This is a genomic window from Amphritea atlantica, assembly GCA_024397875.1.
In the GTDB taxonomy this organism is placed as follows: Bacteria; Pseudomonadota; Gammaproteobacteria; order Pseudomonadales; family Balneatricaceae; genus Amphritea; species Amphritea atlantica_B.
This window is the reverse complement of the sequence record CP073344.1, coordinates 372,692-396,412: the sequence shown is the minus strand read 5'-3', so window position 1 is coordinate 396,412 and position 23,721 is coordinate 372,692. Positions and strand designations below refer to the sequence as shown.

Below are 23,721 nucleotides of genomic sequence, written 5' to 3'. Positions count from 1 at the left end.
GATTAACTGGCCGGGATCTTCAATACTTGGCCAACCAGGATATGATCAGCACTGCGAAGCCCGTTTGCCTTGCGTAAAGCAGACAACGATACACCGTTCCTGCTGGCAATAACAGAGAGGGTATCCCCCCGCACCACCTTGTAGCTGAAGGGCACCCCCTTGCTTGTCCCCCCGCCCTCTTTCTGCCAGGCGAGCCAGGTCAGCGCCGGAGGTTTAGCCGAGAAATGGGCTTTAATTCCGGCAAAAATAGCCCGCGCCATCTTCTGCTGATAAGCCCTGGATTTCAGCTTGGCCGCCTCATCATGATTGGTAATAAAGCCGGTCTCAACCAGAATTGAGGGAATATCCGGAGACTTCAGCACCACGAACCCCGCCTGCTCAACCTGCTTTTTATGCATTTTGGCAAACATACTCATATTCTTATGAATACTACGGGCGATATCCCGGCTATCGCTGCGACTGGCCGTCATCGACATATCCAGCAACACCTTGGCCAGCACATCATCTTTATCTTCCAGGCTGACACTGCCGACACCGCCGATCAGATCAGCACTGTTTTCCTTCTGCGCCAGCCAGCGCCCCATTTCACTACTGGCTCCGCGGGGAGACAGCACCCAGACCGAAGCCCCCCGGGCCCGGTGATCCCGAAAGCCATCCGCATGAATCGAAACAAACATATCCGCATTCATCTTGCGGGCCCGCTCAGTCCGGCTGCGCAGGCTGATATAGTAGTCACCATCGCGGGTCAGTTTTGGCTGAAATCCCCGTTCCCTTTCCAGCAACGCATTGAGCTCCCGGGCAATCCCCAGAACGACGGTTTTCTCCTTTACCCGTCCCGGACCGACAGCACCCGGATCTTCTCCTCCGTGTCCGGCGTCGATAGCAATCACGATATCCCGCAATGTTGTCGGATCGTTCGCAGACGCTACCGCAGTTTTCTGTAGTGCCTCCGGCGCCACCTCACGATAGAGGTCGAGCACCAGACGGTGCCCATACTGATCATTGGGCTTCAGGGCAAAACTTTTAGGCCTGACATGCTCTTTGAGGTCCAGCACAAGGCGCAGATCTTTACCACCATTACGGGATCCGGAACGGATCAGTGACACCGGACTATTGGACAGATCAAGCCCTTCAAGGCTGGATAACAGCGTCGAATCCGACACATCCAGAACAATACGATCAGGCTTTTTCAGGGTAAACAGCTTATGCTGCACCGCCGCAGAAAGATCAAACACCATACGCGCATGGTCCGGAGCGATCCACACCCGCACGTTATGAACTTCAGCCGCATAGCTTACGGGGGCTCCCAGCCAGCAGCTCAGAAGCAATACTATCAATCCTGCCCGTCGTATCATTCTGTTTCTCATCGCACTGTTACAACCCAAGCCCTTAAAGTTCAGCCCCTTAAAAGCCTGCTCCATTACAATATACCTACCGACAGCGTCAGCTTATTATCAGCTTATCGGCCAGTTGCCGGCCTTTTTCAGTCTGAGCCTGCCAGTTTATCCGACGCCCCCGCTGCTCTACCGTGATATTCAGCAGTAAATCGGCCGGCGGCAGTACCCCCTCACCCCGTTCGGGCCACTCAATCAGGCAGATACTCTGATCCGTAAAATAGTCCCTGATCCCCAGATACTCGAGTTCCTCCGGATCTCCCAGCCGGTACAGATCAAAATGAAACACCGTCACCTCACCCAGCTCATAGGGTTCAACCAGTGTATAGGTAGGACTCTTAACCGAACCTTGATGACCAAACCCCTTCAGAACGCCCCGACTGAGAGTGGTTTTCCCCATACCCAGATCACCATTGAGAAAGATCACCTCTCCACCACTTGTCGCGTGGGCGATCTGCTGCCCAAACATCACCATCGCCGCTTCATCAGCAACGAACACACTGCAATCAGATTTCTGCGGCACTCTGCCCGTCCTTACAAACCATTAACCAATAACCGTAATTGTGCCAACAGATCGGTCGCTTGCATACCTCGGGCACCATAAAGTGTCGCACTGCGATCAGCCGCAGCGCCATGCAACCAGGCCCCCAGCCGGGTCGCATCCGCAGCAGACAACCCCTGAGCGATCAGTGCACCGATTACGCCACTCAGCACATCCCCCATGCCACCACTGGCCATCCCCGGATTTCCGGTAGGATTCAAATGTAGCGCGTCGCCATCAAAACTCAGGCTACCCGCGCCCTTCAGCAGCGCCACCCCGCCAAATGCAGTCTGCAGTTCGACAACTGCGGCGAACCGGTCCGCCTGCAGCTCAGCAACACTACAGCCGAGCAGTCGCGCGGCTTCTCCCGGATGCGGAGTGATCACCCAGCGTTCGCCATTGAGCCGACCAAACTCTCTGCGAAGCGTCAGCAGATTCAGTGCGTCAGCATCCAGTACCAGCGGTTTATTACAACCGATCGCCTTCATCAGTAGCTGTTCACCCCAGGCATTTTGCCCCAGCCCCGGCCCCACCACCAGTACATCCGCCCGTTCAATAAAGGGTTCAAGCTCGGTGCCGGACCTGACACCAACCGCCATCGCTTCCGGATAGCGGCTCAGCACTGCAGACAGATGCTCAGTCCGGGTCGCCACGGTCACCAATCCGGCGCCACAGCGTCCGGCCGCCTGGGCCGCCATAATCGCTGCGCCCCCCATGCCGGTGTCGCCGCCAATCACCAGCACATGCCCACAGTGACCTTTATGGGCGGTCTTATCACGGGGCGGCAACAGATGACTGACATCATCTGCGCCGGTAATAAACCCGGCGACATCCACCGATTCATAGACATCATCACTGACACGCAGACCATCAAACAGCAGTTCTCCGGTACACGCCGGTCCCTGATGGGTCAGCAAACCCCGCTTCACACCGATAAAGGTCACCGTCATATCGGCCTTTACAGCAACGCCCAGAACAGCACCGCTATCACTGCATAATCCCGATGGGATATCCAGCGCGACAACCGGCAACCCCGCCCGGTTTATCTGTTTAATCGCGGCCCGGAAAGGGTCACGCACCTCACCGGAAATCCCGGTACCCAACAAACCGTCAATAATAAGTTCGCCAGTAAACGGCTGCTCGCGGTAAAGCTGCCAGCTAACTGACTCGCGCTGTAACCATTCCCAGGCCTCCAGCGCCTCACCGGATAACCGTTCAGCAAAATCATCGCCCCCGACACAAAGGAGCTGTACCTGCATCCCCAGACGGTGCGCCAGCACAGCCACAACAAAGCCATCGCCACCGTTATTGCCACCACCACACAATAACGTCAGCTTTCGCACCTCGGGCCAGCGCTGCCGCAACCGGTCAAATGCCGCATGTCCGGCGCGCTGCATCAGTTTAAAACCGGGCACACCGGAATTTATCGCGGTGCGATCAAGAGCACGGGTCTGTTCCGCTGTGTATAATGATGCCGGCAAGTCAGAATGTGACATAACATATTCTCTGGAAGGCTTTTTCTAACTTTATTATATAGCGCCGATGACTCAATACGACCCTGAAATACTGCAAAGTCTGGCTGATCAGATCAAAACGCTCGCCTTAAGCCTGGGTTTTCAACAATGTGGAATCACCGGCACCGACCTGAGTGCTGAAGCTGAGCCCCTTAAAGACTGGCTTGATAAAGGTTATCAGGGAGAGATGAGCTATCTGGAAAATCACTTCGACAAACGCATCAACCCTGCCCTCCTGACTGAAGGTACACAACGTATTATCTGTGTCCGCATGAACTGCCTGCCCCCTGATACGAAAACCATCAGCGTGCTGAAGAACCCTGATCAGGCCTATATCTCCCGCTATACCATGGGGCGCGATTATCACAAGGTGATGCGCAAAAAACTGACACAACTGGGTAAACAGATTGAGGCGCTGATTGGTACCTTCGGATATCGCGCCTTTGTCGACAGCGCCCCGGTTCTGGAACGACCACTGGCCCGTAACAGCGGGCTGGGGTGGCAGGGCAAGCATACCCTGATCCTCAACCGGCAGGCGGGATCCTGGTTTTTGCTGGGTGAGCTGTTTGTTGATCTGCCGCTGCCGATCGATTCCCCCTATACAGAGGAGCACTGTGGCCAGTGCCAGGCCTGTATCGATATCTGTCCTACCCGGGCGATTGTCGCGCCTTACCAACTGGACGCCCGACGCTGCATATCCTACCTGACCATCGAACTGAAAGGCGCAATTCCCAGCGAATTCCGGCCACTAATCGGTAACCGGATCTTCGGCTGTGACGATTGTCAGCTGATCTGCCCCTGGAATCGCTTTGCCAGTCACAGCGATGAAGATGATTTCACTCCACGACATAATCTAGACAAGATCTCGCTACTGGAACTGCAACAGTGGGATGAGGAAACCTTTCTTAAACGTACCGAAGGATCTGCCATCAGACGCACCGGCTACAGCGGCTGGCAACGTAATATTGCCGTCGCTCTGGGTAACAGCCGTGGCGGAGAAAAAGTATTGGCTGCGTTACAGGCCATGATCGACGGGGACGATCCACTGGTGCGGGAGCACGCCCTCTGGGCGCTGCAGAATTTGCGCAGCCGGGCAGCCGACCACAGCCCGCCAATCCTGATCCATCCCCGCTCAGGCAAACTGCCGGACTGAAAAAACACCCAGTCTGAATTAACCGCGTCATGTTAACTACCGGGTTTAACTAAACAGCGCTTTAAGATCACAACTCTCCCGCTTCCCCAGCTCAGCACTGTGGGTTGAGAGCCAGCGTTCACCGGCCTGCTGACCGGACTCCATCAGCCCGGTCAGAAACTGCTTACTGTTGTCATACTTACTGGATCCGTCAAGCCCCTCGAGCAGAGGATCGCTTTCCAGCAGATGACACCGCATACCGTTCACCTTGCGCTCGGTCCAGCCCTGTCGCCAGCGCGAACCCGAACTGTACTTGCGGATATTGGTAACCGCCCGCATCTCCCGCATAAAGGTACTTTGAAATCCCAGCTCAGTGACCCGCGCCGCAATATGCTCGGCAGAAACCGGCAGATCATCCCGCTGCAATGACTGCAACAGAATAATCAGCACATCATCGGCAACACACTCATAGATCAATGGGAACACCGCAGGATTGCCCGAGAAACCGCCATCCCAGTAGTACGCACCATCGATCTCAATCGCTTTATGAATGTTAGGCAGACAGGCCGATGCCAGTAAATGAGGCAGATCCAGTTCACGTTCATTGAACAGTGTCAGCTTTCCCGTCGCCACCTCAGTCGCGGCGATAAACAGCTTAAACGGACAATTCTGTCGTAACTGTTCGAAGCACACCTCTCCTTTCAGTAACTCTTCGAGGGGATTGATATCCAGCAGATTAAGGTCATAAGGGGACAAATAGCGCATTGCATGCAGCCAGAAGCGGGTAACTGCTCCTTCAAGCTGCTCCGGCAGCCGGATGGATAAATCGCTGGACGCTACCGCCAGCCAGAATGATGCTAACTGCTCCCGGGCACCGCCACGGCCGCCTTTACGCCAGCCCTCAGCCAGCATAACTGCGTTCATCGCCCCGGCACTGGTACCGCTGATGCCGTCGAAGCTGATCCAGGGCTCGTCCAGCAAGCGATCCAGCACCCCCCAGGTAAATGCCCCGTGAGCACCACCACCCTGTAATGCAAGATTGATAGAAACTGGCTTCATAAACACCTCCCTGACTATTGTGCACTGCACAAAAGTAACACAAAGGAGATGACTTAAAGATGAATACTTTTCTTATTGAAGAGAAACTGATGAACAAATCATGATGAATCTATGACTTATAAACAGGGTTATGACGAGGTATATCAGGGAGTGGCTCACTGAACAGGTAGCCCTGTGAGTAATCTATCCCCAACGACTCAACAACTTGCTGCACCGCATCATTATGTACAAATTCGGCCACCGTTTTAATGCCGGCATTACGGGCAAAGAAGACAATTGCCCGGGTGATTTCATAACTCTTGTTATCCGTATCGATATTTTTGATATATTTTGCGTCGATTTTGACAAAATCGACCTGCAGCTCAAGGATACGTTCAAAATTGGAGTATTCAGTACCAAAGTCATCAATAGCCAGCTTATACCCCAGCGCTTTTAACCGGCTTAACTGAGCAATGTTATTTTTCTTCCCTGCGGCACTGATACCCTCAAGGATTTCCAGCACCACCTGTTCAGGTTCAACCCGGTACTCTGCCGTTTTCGCTGTCAGATACTCTTCCAGATACCCCATCAGCAGGTCATCTTCTGTGATGTTAACTGACAGGGTCAGTCCGGTTCCCGCAATCTCAGCCAGCCCTTTATCAATCACCAGACGACTAATGGTGGGAAACAGACCGGATAACTTCACCGCATTGAGGAAATGCCAGGGAGAATAGATTTTTCCACTATCCTCAAGACGCACCAACGCCTCATAGCTGACAATTTCACCGCTGCTATTATCACGCACCCCCTGAAAGAAAGGCTTCACACGCCCCTCGTTCAGGGCCTGATGCAACATAGCATTCCAGCTTATATACTCCCGGCGTAGCGCCTGATCAGGCTCATCCCGTTCCGCGTTATAGATATGGTAACGGTTTTTACCCTGCGCTTTGGCCTGACTCATCGCCTGAACCGCCTGTTCAAGCAGGTTTCTCTGTCCCGACGCGCCTCCTGCGGTAAAGGTGATACTGAACAGCTGATCATCGATCTTCAGCGAGTGGCCAAACAGATACTCCCTGAACTGTTCAATATGCGTCTGCAGATCCAGCGACGCCCGGTAATACAGCGCAAACTCATCCGCATTAATACGATACAGCTCAGCCCCCGGAAACTGCTGCCCCAGCAGTTCGGCCACTTTACAAAGAAACCGATCACCAAATGAGGGCCCGTAAGCCGTATTAATAAAGCGGAAGTTATCCAGATTGATCAGCAACAGAGATTGCATCGCAGTACAGTTTTTCAGTTGCAGCTTCAACTTAGACTGATTCGGAAGTGTTGTCAGACTGTCGTATTCGAGCGCGGTAATCAACTGCTTACGCTGCACCTCTAACGCCTGCTCCTGGGACTGTTTTGTCAGAACAATATTGACCATTGACGCACCCACATCCAGTAAACGGACATGAAACTCCGATGGAGAACGCTGCTCAAATGAGGAGAGCGCGAATGAGCCGATGACTTTTCCGTCATTATTGCGGACCGGCATCGACCAGCAAGCGCACAGATTAAAATCATGGGCCAGTTGCCTGAGATCCTGCCAGCGGGGATCAGTAAACGTATCCGAGACAAACACCGGCTCGTTACGCATGACCGCATTACCACAGGAACCGCTGCCCGGACCAACAGCTAGCCCCTGCAAAGCATCAATACCATTTTGCGGCACACTGGGAGCAACCAGAACGTTGAGCAGGCCACTCTGTTCATCCCGCAGCATAATTGAAGCAACGGACCCTGGTAACAACTGTTCTGCCATATGACACAAGGCATTCAGAGTGTCCAGAAACGCCCCGTTGCCAGCAACCTGAGCAAAAATAGTCTGCTGCAGACGAAGAATCTTATCCAGTTCCTCAACTGACATCGCCAGCTTTTCACCGGCGGGCGGCTGGTCGAATGAGTTTATGGTATCGATTTCATCAATCATCAGCAGTTTCCAGATTCAGTTCCCCGGTATGCATTTGGCAGAATAAAAATAGTAAGTCTTCTTCCGACGCAAAACGCCACCATACTGAGAGCATGACGCAAGCGTCAGCGTTTATCTATTAAAAAACGTGGTGCGATAGTGCTGTAGCTCATTGATTGAGTCTTTAATATCATCCATCGCCAGGTGACTGCCCTTTTTCACGACCCCATCCAGCACTTCAGGCGCCCAGCGCCGGGCCAACTCTTTGATAGTACTGACATCCAGATTACGGTAGTGGAACCACGCCTCCAGCTCCGGCATATACTTCACCAGAAAGCGGCGATCCTGGCCAATTGAGTTGCCACAGATCGGCGAAGCACCCTGGTCCACATACTCATTGATAAACCTAATCGTATCCAGCTCAGCCTGACGTTCACTGATCCGCGAATCCCGTACTTTCTGAGTCAGACCGGACTGGCCATGCTGCTTGGTACACCACTCATCCATACCGTCTAACAGTTTATCCGACTGATGCACGACCAGATTTGGCCCTTCAGCAAGAATATTCAGCTGCGAATCTGTTACGATAGTTGCGATCTCAATGATTCTGTCATGCTCCGGATCCAGGCCGGTCATCTCAAGATCGATCCAGATCAGGTTATTCTGCCGTGACATATTAGTATTCCTTAGTGCCAGTACTGTAAAATTATTGCTTAATAGAATACCTTAGCACGTTGTGAAAATTCACCCCTACACCAGAATTAGCTGATAAATGTCGAAACGAAAGCTTAACCGACGCCAGACCTGGCGCGTACAAAAGATTCAGGACGAGCGTGCCCAACGGGCAGCCCGCAAAGATTCAGATATCGACCAGCAACTGGAAGGCGGCGATCTGGGACCGGAACAGCACGGCCAGATCATCTCTCACTTTGGCCGGCAGGTTGACGTAGAAGCACAGGAAGGCGAAGCGGCCGGACAGATCTTTCGCTGCCATATGCGCACCAACCTGGATGCTCTGGTCACCGGTGACCGGGTTATCTGGCGTGCCGGTGCCGAATATGGCGTGGTCGTGGCGACCCTGCCACGCACTACCATTCTGCAACGTCCGAACAACCACGGCGAACTGAAACCGGTCGCGGCAAATATTGACCAGATCGTCATCACCATCGCCGTCGAACCGCTGGCCCATTACAACCTGATTGACCGCTACCTGGTGGCCGCCGAACTCAGTGGTATCGAACCGATCATCCTGCTCAACAAGACCGACCTGCTAAACGATGAAAATCGTCAGCGGGTGGAGTCGATGATCAACCTCTACCACTCCATCGGCTATCAGGTGATGCAGGTCTCATCAATGGATAAAGAGGGGCTGGCTCCCCTCCGGCAACAACTGAATAACCGCATCAGTGTTTTTGTGGGTCAGTCCGGAGTCGGGAAATCATCTCTGATTAACGCCCTGCTACCGGGCATAGACCTCAAAGTGGGCGCCTTGTCCGAGGCCACCCGCAAGGGCACCCACACCACCACGACCGCCCGGTTATTTCATTTCCCGGAAGGCGGCGACCTTATCGACTCCCCCGGAATCCGTGAATTTGCTCTGTGGCACATCAATGAAAACAACCTTCTCGATGGCTTCAGGGAGTTCGCCCCCTTTATCGGTTACTGTAAATTCAGAGACTGTAACCATGAAAAGGAGCCCGGCTGCGCAATCAAAGGTGCAATCGAAGAGGGCAAGATCAGTGAGCAGCGGGTTAACAGCTACAAACATATTCTGAACTCCCTGAACCAGGATTGACGGGCCTTAGGACGCATGACCGAACAACAGAACCCTCAGAATGCCGAACAGTGGTACCGATTCCTCAGCGAACAGCAACCACCGGTCAGGCTCAGCATTATCAAACGGCTGCAGAGTAAACTAAGCGAACAGAACTGTTCGGTTATGCATCTGAGCAAACTGATCAAAGGCGACCCCCTGCTCTGCTTTCATGTGGCTCTGGCTGCCGGCAGGCTGCATGATGAAAAACAGTCTGAAATCACCAGTATCGATCACGCCATCGGCTCGCTGGGGCTGCATAAACTGGAACACCTGATCAACAGCCTGCCCACCATCCGCCTGAATCCGGCCAGTACCGCTCAGAAAATGTACTTCCGCTCAGTTGCAAACAGTCATCATGCAGCGACTCAGGTACATCAGTGGTTAAAACAGTGCCGCGGTGGAATGTTTGCCGAAGAGAGCTATCTGGCAGCCCTGTTTTACAATATCGGTCACTGGATGCTGTGGTATTTTGCGCCACAGCAGATGAGCAAGATTCAGATTATGATCCGGGAAAAAAATGTCCCGCCTGAACTGGCGGAAACCCGGGTGCTGGGCTGCACCATCGACGGCATATCCAAACGACTGCTGAGCCGCTGGCCGGTTTCTTCACTGGCCAGAGTAACGCTGGAAAACAGCACCCCCCTGAACCGACAGTTGATTCTCCAGTTACACCAGCGTGCGCTCAGCGATCCCCGTCTGGATGGCGATCAGCTACGTCAGCTAAACCATCTGACTCAGCAAAAGTTTTTCCCGGTTAAACTGGGCAACTGGCTGGCGCTGGCAGCAAACTATGGCTGGGGCAAAGAAGCAACACTCCACCTGATCGATATAATAAATGATTACCTGCGGGCCGAGCTGAACCATACCTTCGCTTTCCTGCACAAGAACTGCGTGTTAGCTTCACGCAGCTATCATGTGCCCGGAACGCTCTCCCCCGCCGCTGAAATGCTGATGCTGGACGCAGATCTGTCGCCCACCTACAGGCTCACGGCGACTGACAGAAAACTGTTTGGTTTACCCCTCGACAAACCGGCACCGCAGGCTGGCAATAAAAGCACCTGCAACACATCAGAAGGCGATAACTCAGGCGCGCCCGTTAACACTGAAAAAACAGCGTCTGATAATACTTCAGCCACAGAACAACCGGCAGAGGAACAAAACAGTGAGGTCGCTGCCGCTGAAAACCAACCACCGGGTAAAGACCCGGCAGCACTCGCAGAGCCCGATGAGGCTTTCCTCAACGAAGATCTCTACCAACAGCATCTGCAGCGATTCAAAGCGCCGGGGGATGACTATACCCAGGCTGCACAGGTACTCAATGATCTGCTAAAAGGGCTGATTGACGGTCTGGGCATGAAGCACGCGGCACTGATTATCCTGCCACCCAAAAGTAACACCCTGAAAGTCATCAAAGCGATGGGCTTCGAGGATGGACACCCCCTGCCGCAGTCAATCCATACACTGGGCCCTAAAAACCTGTTCAGCCGGCTTAACGAAAAACAGGGTTGCCTGCTGGTCAATCAGATTAATCGTCAGCAAATCAGTATGATGCTGCCAGCCACGTTCAGCCGCCATATCAGTGACCAGGACTACCTGTTGATGTCACTGATTGCCTCTAATCGATCGGTGGTCATTATCTATGCCGACCGGGATGGCGAGCCCGAAGGGATACAGAGCTTTCACCATAAAAAATTCAAAGACCTGTGTAATACCGCCGGACGCTGTCTGGATCATGTCTATAAATTACGCGCCGGAGCCAAAAAATGAATCTGCCACTGGTTATCTCTGCCACCCAACTGGCAAATGCACTGCCAAATAATGATCTGTTGATTGTTGATCTCTCTTCAGCAGAAAACTACCTCAAAGGCCATATCCCCGGCGCTATTCATGCCGACCCGGCAAGACTGTTGTGCGGTCATGGCAGTGTGCCAAACAAAATGCCAGAACCGGCGCAGATAAGTGCCCTGCTGAGTGACATCGGTCTGACACCGGACAGACATATTGTGGTCTATGATGACCAGATGGGCCCCTGGGCCGGGCGTATGATCTGGACACTACACAGCATTGGTCATCAGCACTGCTCTTTCCTTAACGGGCACCTGCCGGCCTGGACCAGTGCCGGGCAAATACTTGAAACCACGGTCAATCAGGCCGACGCCAGCGCTTACCCGGTGACACTCAAACCCGGTTATCTGGCAGATATTGCCTACATTGAGGCTCATATTGCCGATGCCAGCCACATCGTTCTCGATGTCCGCTCTGCGGCAGAGTATTCTGGCGAAAAGGTTATTAATGCGAAACGGGGGGGACATATTCCCGGTGCGGTTAATTATGAGTGGACCCGTGCACTGGTCTCCCCGGAAAACCCGCAACTGCGTCCGGCTGAAGAGATAATGGCAGAACTGGCCGAGCTCGGGGTGACCCCGGATAAAACAGTGATCACTCACTGCCAGACCCACCGCCGCTCAGGCCTGAGCTATCTGTTCACAAAACACCTTGGGTTCGACAAGGTACGCTGCTACGATGGCTCCTGGTTTGAATGGGGCAACCGGAACGATACACCGATTGAATCCTGAGCCTTATTGAATGACCCGATCTGTCGGGGCTATTCTGTCGGGCTATATGACTAAACAACTTTTTTCAAAATTTTTGTTATAAGAGCTTTTTATACATACTTTTTTCGGATACCTGACTGTGAAAGACTCCCTGTTTATTCTGCTGCAACACCTGTTGCCTCAACACCTGCTGTCCCGGGCGGTCGGTTATCTGGCCGAAAGCCGCTGCAACTGGATCAGACGCCCCTTTATCAAGACATTTGCCAGACAGTACCGGGTTAATATGTCAGAAGCTCAGATCGAAGATCTGGATCAGTTTGAAAATTTCAACGCCTTTTTTACCCGCGCACTCAAACCGGGCATGCGTCCACTCGATACTGCTGCGGTCGTGTCACCTGCCGACGGCTCGATCAGTCAGATTGGCGCTATCGATTATGGCCGCATCCTGCAGGCAAAAGGCCGTGGTTACGGACTCAGTACACTGCTAGGTGGCCACGCCGATCTGGCGGAGCTGTTTCTCCACGGCCGTTTCGCCACCATCTATCTTTCACCCAGCGATTATCACCGGGTGCATATGCCGGTCACCGGCACCCTGCGGGAAAGCATCTACGTGCCGGGCGATCTCTATTCGGTTAATCAGACCACCGCCAAAGGCGTCGATAACCTGTTCGCCCGTAATGAGCGTCTGGTGGCAATATTTGATACAGAACTGGGGCCGATGGCGATGATACTGGTGGGCGCGATGATTGTGGCCGGTATTGAAACAGTCTGGGGGGGGCAGGTAGCCCCACCGCAGAAAAACAGCTGGCGCACGGATCACCGCAAACCGACAGAGCCGGTTATACTGCAACAGGGCGAAGAGATGGGTCGCTTTAAACTGGGTTCCACGGTTGTGCTGCTGTTTGGTAAAGAGGCGATCGAGTGGTCGGAATCCCTGAAGGCTGATGACACGGTTCGCCTTGGGCAGGCTATCAGCGACTCGTGAACGAGGCGCTGGCTAGTAGCTAGACAAAGCATAAAACTCAGGGATCTACTGATTAGTAGGTACTTACATACTTTTGATTTCAGGTTTTATTATGAGCTGGTTAGATACACTTAATACACTGGGTGTTCAGGTTGATGAGTCGGGTAATTGCCAGGTTTCTGCTGCCGTTACCCATACGCCTGCAACGATTACCCCGCTGACCCATCTGGGCCTGTTCGATGTAACCGGGCCTGATGCAGAGAAGTTTCTGCAAGGACAACTCTCCTGTGATGTGCAACTCGTCAGTGCAGGAAAAAGCCTGTTGGGTTCACACTGCAACATTAAGGGGGCAATGGTCAGCCTGAGTCGCATCATGCCGGTCGAAAGCGACTTCTGGCTGCGCACTGAACGGCCGATTCTCGCCACGGCGATGGCCAACCTTAAAAAATACATGATCTTCTCAAAGGCTGAGAGCCATGACCGTTCAGAAGAGATCATCGGACTAGGGTTCTGCGGCGAGCAGGCCGCCACTTTACTATCGGCTCAGGGCTTCAATATCCCGGCAGAAACCGGTGAATGCAGCGCTGGCCATGAGGGCGTACTGATCCGGGTCCCCGGCGACCGGTTTGAGCTGTGGCTACCTGTACAACAGGCAGAACCGCTGTTAAAGACACTGCTAACAACAGCATCACTGGCCGATACAAACAGCTGGAAACTGCAAGAGATCCGTAGCGGTCTCCCCTCACTGCAGCAAGAAACCCTCGAAACCTTTATTCCGCAGATGACCAACCTGCAAAGCTTCGACGGAGTCAGTTTCACCAAGGGCTGCTATACCGGCCAGGAAGTCGTGACCCGCCTGCAACACCGGGGTAAGCTCAACCGGCCGATGTACCGGCTGGCATTTACCGCGGCGAAGCCCCCCGTTCCCGGCACTGCGATCAATACAGCAGACCGGGCAGGCGTCGGCACGGTTGTCAGCGCAGCGATGGACTCAGAAAATGGGGGGGAACTGCTGGCGGTACTGCTTAAAACCAGTTTTGATGATGACAGTGCGATACTGACGCTGGACGACAACGATCAGCCACTGGTACGCCTGGATCTGCCCTATGAACTGGACCCGGAACTATTTGAGCGGCCACAGCGACTCTGACACAGAGCCCCTGACACAGCCCCTTACAGACAGCCAAAGCGCCTTAGCGGCGCCTTGCCTGGCCGGTCGCTGGTTAATCCCCGGCGTATTTCGCAAAGACTTCCGCACCGGTGAGGTTGTTGGTCACATTGGCGAAAGCATAATATTCCGGCTTCTCATCGATAAAAATCTGATGATCAAGGCTCATGCCGGACGATACCTCAAAGAATCCCACCGGAACAATATACTGATCGTTCTGCTTCAGGTGGTAAAACAGATGACTGCCGCACTGACGGCAAAAGCCACGCTCGGCCCAGTCGGATGACTGAAAGCGGGTAATATGCTCCGCACCGGTAATCTGCAGATCAGTGGCACAGTCAACGGACAACAACGGACCACCGCCCCAGGTTCTGCACATACTACAGTGACAGGCCCCCACCGAAGCGGACATAGATCCGGTTCGCAGCGTCACCGCGCCGCACAAGCAGCTCCCCTGAGTTGTTATTTGATCGCTCATCTTCGTTACCTCTCTGGCGCTATAATCAAATCACTTAGCAGCTGAGCAGTAAGGCGGTTATGGTTCGCTATTGAGCAACCTTCACTGGACGGTACAACACCGACTAGCTTCACAGAAGTAAGTTTCTGCATCACGATGCCGCCACAAATAGTTAAACCGGCCGGATAGCGCTATAGTTGCTCAACTAAAGTCATCTTTATCTACTTAATTGCTACCGCCCCATTTTTTCCGGCGATGGACCTGATTATACTACCCATACATTTTCATTCTGGAACCCGTACCATGCCAAAAGCTAGTGAAATAAAAAGAAACGCAGCAATCGACATTAATGGCGAAGCCTACATTATTCGCGATATCGAGCGCTCAGTCCCTCAGGGACGTGCTGGTGGCAGCCTCTATCGTATGCGCATGTACAATGTGTCAACCAATCACAAGATCGATGAAACCTTTAAGGATTCCGATATGCTGACACTGGCTGACCTGACCCGCCGTGCAGTGACATTCTCATACGCTGATGGCGATGAGTATGTCTTTATGGACAGCGAAGATTACACATCCTACAGCATGAACAAAGACGCTATCGAAGATGAGCTGATGTTTATCACCGAAGACCTGCAGGGTATGCACGTGGTCGTTGTTAATGATGTCCCGGTAGCGCTGGACCTGCCAGGTGTTGTAGAACTTGAGATCATCGAAACGGACCCCTCTATCAAGGGAGGCTCTGCAACCGCCCGGACCAAGCCTGCCAAGCTATCAACCGGCCTGGTTGTTCAGGTGCCGGAACATATCTCCAGCGGCGACCGGATCAAAGTCAACGTCGAAGAGCGTAAATTTACCGGCCGTGCATGATCGCAACATGAGCCATTAAAAAAACCGCCGATTCAGGCGGTTTTTTTGTCGTTTTCCTCGCAAATGGCTCTGCCGCGTCTGACAATCAGCACGTCGCGAAGCGACGCTCTGGCTACCTACAAGTACTAGTGACTTTCCAGTTTACGCCGGAGTCGAAGTCCGGGCCCGACCTGCTCTTCAGGCTGATCCGTCTGCAATATCACCAGCTCGCCATCGACAAAGTCCTGCTCCATCCCCAGCATAATGGCCGAACCATTATCCAGATGAAGCACTAACAGTGAGTCATAATTGAGCGATTCAGAGGGAATTTCCAGATCGGAGGCAACAATATCGATCAGTTCCCGCTGCTCATAGATATCAATCGACACCAGCCTGGCTGCCAGCGGCAGACTAATCCAGCTGCACTGATCCGGACGGGGCACAACCGCTTCCACCTCGTTGACCGCCAGACAGCCAACGGTAAAACCATCCTTAAACGGATGCCGTACAACACTGACCTCGATCCAGTGTTCATCATCCAGCCGGAACCGCAGCCAGCAGGCGCGGTTCATATCCTGCCCCAGACAGGTATGCAATCCCCCCGCCCAGATCTCATCGAGGCGCAGCTCAAACAGCTGAGCAAGACAGGCCTGTGCTTCACTGTCCAGATGGAATACTTTCAAGCGCACGGTTTCAGGCATAGGGAGTCTCCTTGCAGTCGACAGACCGGAAAGCTACGCTTTCCTTGCTAGACGCGGCTACGCCGCTTGCTAGTCGTTAGAAAAAGCGTAACACAATCAGCAGCTTACTGTATCCGTTTTTTAAGCGCCTGATCTTTCCAGCGGCTCTCGCGTTTTTTTTGCGACGGTCCTGCCCCTAGGAGCGGCTTCCAGCCGCGATCAATGTTGAAGTACTTCCATTCGCGGCTGGAAGCCGCTCCTACAGCCAAGCTCCTGAAAGCTCCTGATCTTTCTAGCTGTAGATTTCAGATACGTTGTTCACAAGTAACCGGCTTATAGGTGGTTGCTTGTTTAAACTACCATGTGGTCTGACAAGGTTATACCACTTCAGATAACAGGATAGTTTCGCATTTCGCTGAGCAGAATTGTTATACAGTTTACCGTAAGACCACTCCCGAATCAGCGTCTGTATAAAACGTTCCGCTTTACCGTTTGTCTGAGGGCGATAGGGGCGCGTATTCATGGGGCGTGCACCGATCGTTTTGACGGCATTTCTAAAGGCTCTGCTGGTGTAGCACTTACCATTATCCGTCAGCACCCGTTTTACCTTCACGTCCATTGCTTTCAGTATTTTGAGGGTGTTTTCAAAGAACCTGACAGCATCCTTAGCAGATTGCCTTGGGTGAACTTCTGCATGGCTCCATCGAGTATAATCATCGATACAGATATGCACGTATTCCCAGCCAGCACCTTTGGTCATCACTTTACGGACGCCTGTCTTGCGGTGGCCTGGCTGACTGAAACGTGCGACACGCTTGATATCGAAGTGAATTAGCCCTCCTGGCTCATCGTATTCATAACGACGGACTGGCTCTGTCTTTTTCAGCAGGTGACCACACATGCGATGGGCAACAACACAGACAGTCGACAGCGGCATCTTGAGTGTGGCAGCAATATCTGTTTGTGACCAGCCACCCAGGGCCAGCGCTTTTATCGCTTGCTCTTGCCAATAAAGCGTTCGCGATGCGATGCGTTTAGGTCGACTTTTGCGATCTCGAAGTCCATTGAGACCTTCTTGATGATAGCGCCTGATCCAGCGATAGATTAGGCTTTTAGATACCTCGAAAAAGCCAGCCAGTTCGGAGACAGACACATCTTCTTCAAGATGTTTTTTGACAATTAAAACTCGACTATGGAGGCTAGATTTTGCATTCTTGTGCATGGTTGTTCACTCCTCTGTTTAAAGGGCTATTGATTTCGCAACCAACAGCTTCCAATACAACCGAGTTGTGAACAACCTCTCTGAATTTCACATCTAGCCACTAGCAGGCGCGCAGCGCCGTTCTAGCAAGCGACGAAGTCGCGTCTAGCGACTTACCTCCTCCGGAAGCTGCCAATCAACCGGATTACGCCCATTCGCCGAGAGATAGTCATTCGCCTGACTAAAATGCTGGCAGCCAAAAAAGCCCCGATAAGCCGCCAGTGGCGAAGGGTGAGCAGATTTCAGCACCAGATGGCGCTGAGAATCGATCACCGAACCTTTCTTCTGGGCATAACTGCCCCACAGCAGGAATACAACGTGCTCGCACTGCTCATTCACGGTTGCGATGACCCGGTCGGTAAACTGCTCCCAGCCCTTTCCCTGATGGGAAGCAGCCTGAGAATCTTCTACGGTAAGTACAGCATTGAGCAGCAATACCCCCTGCCTTGCCCAGCTTTCGAGATAACCGTGATTCACCGGAGTTACCCCCAGGTCACTCTGCAGCTCTTTATAGATATTCACCAGAGAGGGAGGCGTTTTGATTCCGGGACGTACCGAAAAACAGAGGCCGTGGGCCTGATCCGGCTGATGGTAAGGGTCCTGACCGATGATCACGACTTTAACCTGGTCAAGTGGTGTTGCTTCCAGCGCATGAAACCAGTGATCTGAGGGGGGATAAATCGTCTTTCGGGCCGCCTTTTCATGCTGCAGAAACTGTTTCAGCTGCTGCATATAAGGGGCATCAAACTCAGCGTTTAACCAGTGTTGCCAGCTCGGAGCCCTATCCAGAGTCATCACACAGGTTTCATTCATTCAGTTATCTCCACAGTCGCGAATCTTCGCATCCTTCTGCCCCTGCCAAACTTCACGGGTCAGGGTTTTGCCATAGATAAAAGAGTAATAACGCACATTACCCGGGGCATGGGAGATCACTCCGGAAATCAGAATCACCAGAATATAGATCCAGGCCTGAGGCTGCGCAAACCAGTAGAGTCCGGCGGCCAGCAACGCCAGCTTAAACAGCACCAACTGACCCCGCAACTGATACAGCCAGATCGAATCTACATAGAGCTCTTTGGCCACCATCAGGACACCACTGCCAACACCAACAACCAGATAGGGAAACCACACCGACTGCGGCTGACTGAACAGGTAGGCACCGGCCAGCCCGGCAATACCCACCAGGTGCAGCGAGCGCAGAATAATGCTGATCCAGCGCTTACCGGGCAGCGGCCGTTTCTGTTGGGGTATTAACCAGCTCATAGGGACGATCCCAGCTCAGATTGATAGTAAAAATAAGCCTGAAATAAAAAAGGCTGCCAGATGGCAGCCCTTATACTGTAACCACTTATCCCCGGGGACGCATCGCCGGAAACAGAATCACGTCACGGATCGAGGCGGAATCGGTGAACAGCATCACCAGCCGGTCAATACCGATACCTTCACCGGCGGTCGGTGGCAGTCCATATTCCAGTGCATTGATGTAATCGGCATCGTAGTGCATCGCTTCATCATCACCGGCATCCTTTTCCGCGACCTGCGCCTGGAAACGCTCAGCCTGGTCTTCAGAGTCATTCAACTCGGAGAAACCATTCGCCAGTTCACGCCCGGCGACAAAGAACTCAAAACGATCGGTCACAAACGGGTTAGCATCACTGCGACGCGCCAGCGGCGACACCTCAGTTGGATACTCCGTAATAAAGGTTGGCTGCTGCAGGCGGTGTTCAACGGTCTTCTCGAAGATCTCAATCTGCACCTTGCCCAGACCCCAGCTGTCTTTCACATCGATATCCATGCGTTCAGCGATCTGACGGGCAGCATGGTCATCGGCCAGCGCTTCAGCGGTGATATCCGCGTTATAGTGCAGGATAGAATCGAATACGCTGAGGCGGGTAAACGGCTTCTCAAGATCGTATTCAAAGGTTTCCAGAACCTCACCGTCCTCGTTACGCACGGTGTTAACGATCGTCGTCGTACCCAGCACATTCTGCGCCACGGTGCGCAGCATATCCTCAGTCAGATCCATCAGATCGTTGTAATCGGCGTAGGCCTGATAAAACTCGATCATGGTGAACTCAGGATTATGACGGGTCGAGAGTCCTTCGTTACGGAAGTTACGGTTGATCTCGAATACCCGCTCAAAACCACCAACAACCAGACGTTTCAGGTACAGCTCCGGCGCGATCCGCAGGTACATATCGCGATCCAGCGCATTGTGATGAGTGATGAACGGACGGGCACTCGCACCACCCGGAATCACCTGCAGCATCGGTGTTTCAGCTTCAATAAAGCGTTTTTCAGTCAGGTAGTTGCGAATACCGGCAACGATCTTAGAGCGGGTTTCGAACACTTTACGGGAATGCTCATTAGTAATCAGATCCACGTAGCGTTGACGGTAACGGATCTCGGTATCCTGCAAGCCTTTATGCTTGTCCGGCAGTGGCCGCAGGTTCTTGGTCAGCAGTTCATACTCACCCAGATCAACATACAGATCGCCCTTGCCAGACTTATGCAGTATACCGGTTACGCCGATGATATCGCCCAGATCCAGCGACTTAGCAAAGGGACGCGCCTCTTTATTGACATAAAACTGAATCCGGCCAGACATATCCTGGATAACACCAAAAGCGCCCCGATTCAGCATCACACGTCCGGCAATGCTAACGGTAATCTGTGCTTCAGCTAACGCTTCCTTGGTTTTATCGCCATACTGGTCCTGCAGATCCTGAGCATAACTGTCACGGCGGAATTTATTTGGAAAAGCGTTACCCGCTTCACGCAGCGCGTTGAGTTTTTCACGACGCTCCGCAATGTGGCGGTTTTCATCTTGCTGCTGAATGTTATCAGACATGGTATGTGGAACCTTTAATGGTTAACTCTTTAATTCCAGAAATCGCTAAGTAGCAATTTCTTCATGTGTTCAAATTCTTTTAGCTACGATCGCAGTAGCGTAAACGCTGTGAAAGCGTTATGAGCGCAGGACTGACAAGGCAAAAACTGGCGAAACAGCGGAACCTACGACTGTAGGTAAGCTTGTTGAGCGAGTTTTTAACGCCGTCAGCACAAGTGCAATAGCTTTCGCAGTGTTTAAAACTTAAAGGCCAGCCTTCAGGCTTGCCTCAATAAACAGATCCAGATCGCCGTCCAGCACCTTATCGCAGTTACTACTCTGCACGCCGGTACGCAGATCTTTAATCCGCTGATCATCCAGTACGTAGGAGCGGATCTGACTGCCCCAGCCGATATCAGCTTTGTTGTCTTCCTGTTCCTGCGCGGCCTCGGAGCGTTTCAGCATCTCCATCTCGTACAGTTTTGCCCGCAGCTGTTTCATACAGGTATCTTTGTTCTGGTGCTGCGAGCGCTGACTCTGGCTCTGCACCACGATGCCGGACGGCCCGTGGGTAATACGCACCGCCGATTCTGTCCGGTTGACGTGCTGACCACCCGCACCAGAGGCGCGGTACACATCCACCCGCAGATCAGCAGGGTTAATATCGATCTCAACATTGTCATCGATCTCCGGCGAAACAAAGACAGAAGAGAACGAGGTATGACGGCGACCACCGGAGTCGAACGGTGATTTACGCACCAGACGGTGAACCCCGGTCTCGGTACGCAGCCAGCCAAAGGCATACGCCCCCTGAAAACTAATCGTGGCAGACTTAATACCCGCGACATCACCGGCTGAACATTCCAGCAGCTCGGTTTTGAAACCTTTGTCCTCACCCCAGCGCAGATACATCCGCAACATCATCTCCGCCCAGTCCTGCGCTTCAGTACCACCGGAACCGGCCTGAATATCCAGATAGGCGTTGTTGCCATCCGCCTCACCAGAGAACATACGGCGGAACTCCAGCTGATTGAGCAACTCTTCCAGCTTGGCAACTTCGCTGCGCACTTCCTCGACGGTATCTTCGTCATCCTCTTCAACTGCCATCTCCAGCAGCTCACGGGCATCGGTCACACCGGCGGTCAGATCATCGATAGTCTGTACCACACCTTCCAGCATGGCACGCTCTTTACCCAGCGCCTGCGCCCGCTCGGGCTCACTCCAGACAGCAGAATCTTCCAGTTCCCGATTGACCTCTTCCAGACGTTCCTGCTTCTCAGGGTATTCCAGATAGCCACGTAACACCTCGGTACGCTCGGTTATATCTTTCAGGCTGTTGATGATCGGATTGATTTCCATCGTAATCGCTTTACTCTCTCTATCTGCGCTGGCAGCGTTCTATCTGATTGGCACCGGGACTGGCTGAACTGGCCGGGTAAAAAAGCAGCACATTTTACCCGATTCCCCGGCAGCTGTGTATCCAAAGGACTGAAAAAACTCGACTTTGCCCCCCTTTATCAGCAAGAATTGGATCTGACAAAGGGAACTGTGGATAACCAACAACAAAATGCATCGCCTGCTGATCCTCTCCTGCACGTTTTTCTCGTTACTTCCGGCACCTTTGATGGCCGCAGAAGGAACGGTCAACTCCCATACCGATACGTTTATCGGCATCACCTGCGTCGCTATTTTTCTGATCAGTTACCTGTTTGTACTGGGGGAAGAATATTTTCATCTGCGCAAATCCAAACCGGTCATTGTCGCTGCCGGACTGATCTGGCTGCTAGTCGGTCTGGCCTATACGCTGGAAGGGGATAGCGAGACCGCGGCAATCGCATTCAGACATAATCTGCTTGAATATGCTGAGCTATTTTTCTTCCTGCTGGCGGCGATGTCCTTTATCACCTCGATGGAAGAACGGCAGGTGTTCGCAGCCCTGCGTTCCTGGCTGGTCTCCTGCAAGCTGAGCCTGATACAGATCTACTGGACTACCGGCGCACTGGCCTTCCTCCTCTCACCCATTGCCGATAACCTTTCAACCGCCCTGCTGATGGGCGCGGTAGTGATGGCGGTGGGTAAGCACACGGTTAAATTTGTTACCCTGGGGTGTATCAACGTCGTCGTGGCCGCCAATGCCGGCGGGGCATTCAGTCCATTCGGCGATATCACCACCCTGATGGTCTGGCAGAAAGGGATAATCGAATTCAGCGGATTTTTCAATCTGTTTATCCCCTCAGTGGTCAGCTGGCTGGTGCCGGCACTGCTCATGTCACTGGCAATCCAAAAAGGCTATCCAGTGCCGGAGCGGCGCCATCAGCAACGCCGGATGAAGCCCGGCGCACGGCGAATTATGGTGCTGTTTATACTCACCATTTTACTAGCGGTCACCAGTCACAGCTTTCTTCATCTGCCATCGGTACTGGGCATGATGACCGGGCTGGGCATATTAAAACTATACGGTTACTACCTCAGCCGCTTTGAAGCCCACATCCGGGATACCGGCCATATCCATAACCATCATATTGAAAACCTGACCGATATCAGCCAGATAAAGGGCGATCACACCGACGTGATCCGTCGCTTTCATATCTTCCAGGTGGTCGAACGCTCCTCCTGGGATACGCTGATGTTTTTCTATGGCATTGTGTTATCGGTGGGCGGACTGGCAGCACTGGGCTATCTGGGGTTACTGTCCGATCTGGTCTACAGCCATCTGGGACCCACGCTGGCAAACAGCCTGATCGGCGTCCTGTCATCGCTGATCGATAATATTCCGGTCATGTTTGCCGTACTCACCATGCAGCCGGATATGTCGACTAACCAATGGCTGCTGGTGACCCTGACCACCGGCATTGGCGGCTCGCTGCTATCCATAGGCTCTGCAGCAGGGATCGCGCTAATGGGTCAGGCTCAGGGGGTGTACACTTTTTATGCTCACCTGAAATGGAGCTGGGCAATCGCTCTGGGATATCTCCTGAGTATCGCCGCCCATCTGTGGCTTAATGGCATCTAAGTAAGCACAACGGCGTTAAATGCAGGCTGACTCAGATACCAAACGCGTCCATCACCTGCGGCACCCACTCAGCGATTCTGTCAGCCGTGAGTTCACTCTGACAATCCTCATCGAGCACCAGACCGACAAAATAATCCTGACTTTCATTCAGCGCTTTAGACGCTTCGAAGTTGTAACCATAGATCGGCCAGTAACCACACATCAACGCGCCCCGACTGACCAGTTTGTCATGCAAGGCCCCCATGGCATCAACGAACCACTCGCCATAACCAACCTGGTCTCCCAACCCGAACAGCGCACATTTGACACCGTTCAGATCCATTTCATCCAGCTCAGCCCAGACATCAGACCAGTCTTCCTGCAGCTCGCCATAATCCCAGGTGGGTATACCCAGAATCAGATAGCTATAACTGCCCAGTCCATCCAGCCCGGCAGTCGCCAGCTCATGCATATCAACCCGCTGAGGGCCAATATGCGTTGCGATCAGTTCGGCACAGCTCTCGGTATTACCGGTAGTTGAACCGTAAAAAAGTCCCACGTCCTTACTCATTGCAT

Annotated in this window: 22 protein-coding genes; 8 read left to right on the top strand and 14 right to left on the bottom strand. The window is 53.0% G+C overall.

Annotated elements, in window-relative coordinates:
• Positions 1-2: 2 nt before the first annotated feature.
• From KDX31_01650 to KDX31_01640, 3 genes are all read right to left on the bottom strand, one after another.
• Positions 3-1,367, bottom strand: a complete 1,365-nt coding sequence (locus tag KDX31_01650) for an N-acetylmuramoyl-L-alanine amidase (GenBank protein UTW05258.1) — start codon at positions 1,365-1,367, stop codon at positions 3-5.
• A 76-nt stretch (positions 1,368-1,443) separates the two neighbouring features.
• Positions 1,444-1,917, bottom strand: a complete 474-nt coding sequence (tsaE, locus tag KDX31_01645; protein ID UTW03769.1) for a tRNA (adenosine(37)-N6)-threonylcarbamoyltransferase complex ATPase subunit type 1 TsaE — start codon at positions 1,915-1,917, stop codon at positions 1,444-1,446.
• An 11-nt stretch (positions 1,918-1,928) separates the two neighbouring features.
• Positions 1,929-3,431 (bottom strand): NAD(P)H-hydrate dehydratase, encoded by a 1,503-nt coding sequence (locus tag KDX31_01640; GenBank protein ID UTW03768.1) that lies wholly within the window; start codon positions 3,429-3,431, stop codon positions 1,929-1,931.
• A gap of 46 nt (positions 3,432-3,477) precedes the next feature.
• Here KDX31_01640 and queG point away from each other — a divergent pair, with 46 nt between their 5' ends.
• Positions 3,478-4,602 carry a tRNA epoxyqueuosine(34) reductase QueG gene (queG, locus tag KDX31_01635; GenBank protein ID UTW03767.1) on the top strand — a complete coding sequence of 375 codons (1,125 nt, stop codon included), beginning with the start codon at positions 3,478-3,480 and terminating at the stop codon, positions 4,600-4,602.
• A 45-nt stretch (positions 4,603-4,647) separates the two neighbouring features.
• Here queG and KDX31_01630 read toward each other — a convergent pair whose 3' ends face one another.
• The 3 genes from KDX31_01630 to orn all read right to left on the bottom strand — a co-directional run bounded on the left by KDX31_01630 (position 4,648) and on the right by orn (position 8,248).
• Positions 4,648-5,640 (bottom strand): patatin-like phospholipase family protein, encoded by a 993-nt coding sequence (locus KDX31_01630; GenBank protein UTW03766.1) that lies wholly within the window; start codon positions 5,638-5,640, stop codon positions 4,648-4,650.
• 109 nt (positions 5,641-5,749) lie between these two features.
• Complete coding sequence (locus KDX31_01625; GenBank protein ID UTW03765.1) at positions 5,750-7,594, bottom strand: EAL domain-containing protein; 1,845 nt, start codon at positions 7,592-7,594, stop codon at positions 5,750-5,752.
• Between the two features lie 111 nt (positions 7,595-7,705).
• Positions 7,706-8,248 carry an oligoribonuclease gene (gene orn, locus KDX31_01620; protein UTW03764.1) on the bottom strand — a complete coding sequence of 181 codons (543 nt, stop codon included), beginning with the start codon at positions 8,246-8,248 and terminating at the stop codon, positions 7,706-7,708.
• 97 nt (positions 8,249-8,345) lie between these two features.
• Between orn and rsgA the strand changes: the two genes are divergently transcribed.
• The 5 genes from rsgA to KDX31_01595 all read left to right on the top strand — a co-directional run bounded on the left by rsgA (position 8,346) and on the right by KDX31_01595 (position 14,058).
• Positions 8,346-9,368: a small ribosomal subunit biogenesis GTPase RsgA gene (gene rsgA, locus KDX31_01615; GenBank protein ID UTW03763.1), complete on the top strand. Its 1,023-nt coding sequence runs from the start codon at positions 8,346-8,348 to the stop codon at positions 9,366-9,368.
• A gap of 15 nt (positions 9,369-9,383) precedes the next feature.
• Positions 9,384-11,156: an HDOD domain-containing protein gene (locus KDX31_01610; protein ID UTW03762.1), complete on the top strand. Its 1,773-nt coding sequence runs from the start codon at positions 9,384-9,386 to the stop codon at positions 11,154-11,156.
• Positions 11,153-11,965, top strand: coding sequence for a sulfurtransferase (locus tag KDX31_01605; GenBank protein ID UTW03761.1), 813 nt, complete (start codon positions 11,153-11,155; stop codon positions 11,963-11,965). Before KDX31_01610 ends, KDX31_01605 begins: the two co-directional genes overlap by 4 nt.
• A gap of 118 nt (positions 11,966-12,083) precedes the next feature.
• The gene (psd, locus tag KDX31_01600; protein UTW03760.1) at positions 12,084-12,929 is read left to right on the top strand and encodes a phosphatidylserine decarboxylase; all 846 of its coding nucleotides are present in this window, start codon (positions 12,084-12,086) and stop codon (positions 12,927-12,929) included.
• A gap of 88 nt (positions 12,930-13,017) precedes the next feature.
• The gene (locus KDX31_01595; protein UTW05257.1) at positions 13,018-14,058 is read left to right on the top strand and encodes a folate-binding protein YgfZ; all 1,041 of its coding nucleotides are present in this window, start codon (positions 13,018-13,020) and stop codon (positions 14,056-14,058) included.
• A 73-nt stretch (positions 14,059-14,131) separates the two neighbouring features.
• Here KDX31_01595 and KDX31_01590 read toward each other — a convergent pair whose 3' ends face one another.
• Positions 14,132-14,554, bottom strand: a complete 423-nt coding sequence (locus tag KDX31_01590; protein UTW03759.1) for a GFA family protein — start codon at positions 14,552-14,554, stop codon at positions 14,132-14,134.
• A gap of 282 nt (positions 14,555-14,836) precedes the next feature.
• On the opposite strand from KDX31_01590, the gene yeiP reads away from it, so the two are divergent.
• Positions 14,837-15,403, top strand: a complete 567-nt coding sequence (gene yeiP / locus KDX31_01585; protein UTW03758.1) for an elongation factor P-like protein YeiP — start codon at positions 14,837-14,839, stop codon at positions 15,401-15,403.
• 125 nt (positions 15,404-15,528) lie between these two features.
• Here yeiP and KDX31_01580 read toward each other — a convergent pair whose 3' ends face one another.
• The 6 genes from KDX31_01580 to prfB form a co-directional block, all read right to left on the bottom strand.
• A complete protein-coding gene (locus KDX31_01580; GenBank protein UTW03757.1) occupies positions 15,529-16,083 on the bottom strand; it encodes a hypothetical protein in 555 nt (184 codons plus the stop codon).
• A gap of 271 nt (positions 16,084-16,354) precedes the next feature.
• Entirely contained in the window at positions 16,355-17,284 is a 930-nt protein-coding gene (locus KDX31_01575) for an IS481 family transposase (GenBank protein ID UTW03756.1), read from the bottom strand.
• Positions 17,285-17,428: 144 nt separating this feature from the next.
• Positions 17,429-18,118 (bottom strand): uracil-DNA glycosylase, encoded by a 690-nt coding sequence (gene ung / locus KDX31_01570; GenBank protein ID UTW05256.1) that lies wholly within the window; start codon positions 18,116-18,118, stop codon positions 17,429-17,431.
• A gap of 18 nt (positions 18,119-18,136) precedes the next feature.
• Entirely contained in the window at positions 18,137-18,586 is a 450-nt protein-coding gene (locus KDX31_01565) for a hypothetical protein (GenBank protein UTW03755.1), read from the bottom strand.
• A gap of 85 nt (positions 18,587-18,671) precedes the next feature.
• Positions 18,672-20,174 (bottom strand): lysine--tRNA ligase, encoded by a 1,503-nt coding sequence (gene lysS / locus KDX31_01560; protein UTW03754.1) that lies wholly within the window; start codon positions 20,172-20,174, stop codon positions 18,672-18,674.
• A gap of 243 nt (positions 20,175-20,417) precedes the next feature.
• The gene (prfB, locus tag KDX31_01555) at positions 20,418-21,512 is read right to left on the bottom strand and encodes a peptide chain release factor 2 (protein ID UTW03753.1); all 1,095 of its coding nucleotides are present in this window, start codon (positions 21,510-21,512) and stop codon (positions 20,418-20,420) included.
• Positions 21,513-21,720: 208 nt separating this feature from the next.
• Here prfB and nhaD point away from each other — a divergent pair, with 208 nt between their 5' ends.
• The gene (gene nhaD, locus KDX31_01550; GenBank protein UTW03752.1) at positions 21,721-23,166 is read left to right on the top strand and encodes a sodium:proton antiporter NhaD; all 1,446 of its coding nucleotides are present in this window, start codon (positions 21,721-21,723) and stop codon (positions 23,164-23,166) included.
• A gap of 31 nt (positions 23,167-23,197) precedes the next feature.
• On the opposite strand, the gene fldB is transcribed toward nhaD, so the two are convergent.
• Positions 23,198-23,716, bottom strand: coding sequence for a flavodoxin FldB (gene fldB, locus KDX31_01545; protein ID UTW03751.1), 519 nt, complete (start codon positions 23,714-23,716; stop codon positions 23,198-23,200).
• Positions 23,717-23,721 lie beyond the last annotated feature (5 nt).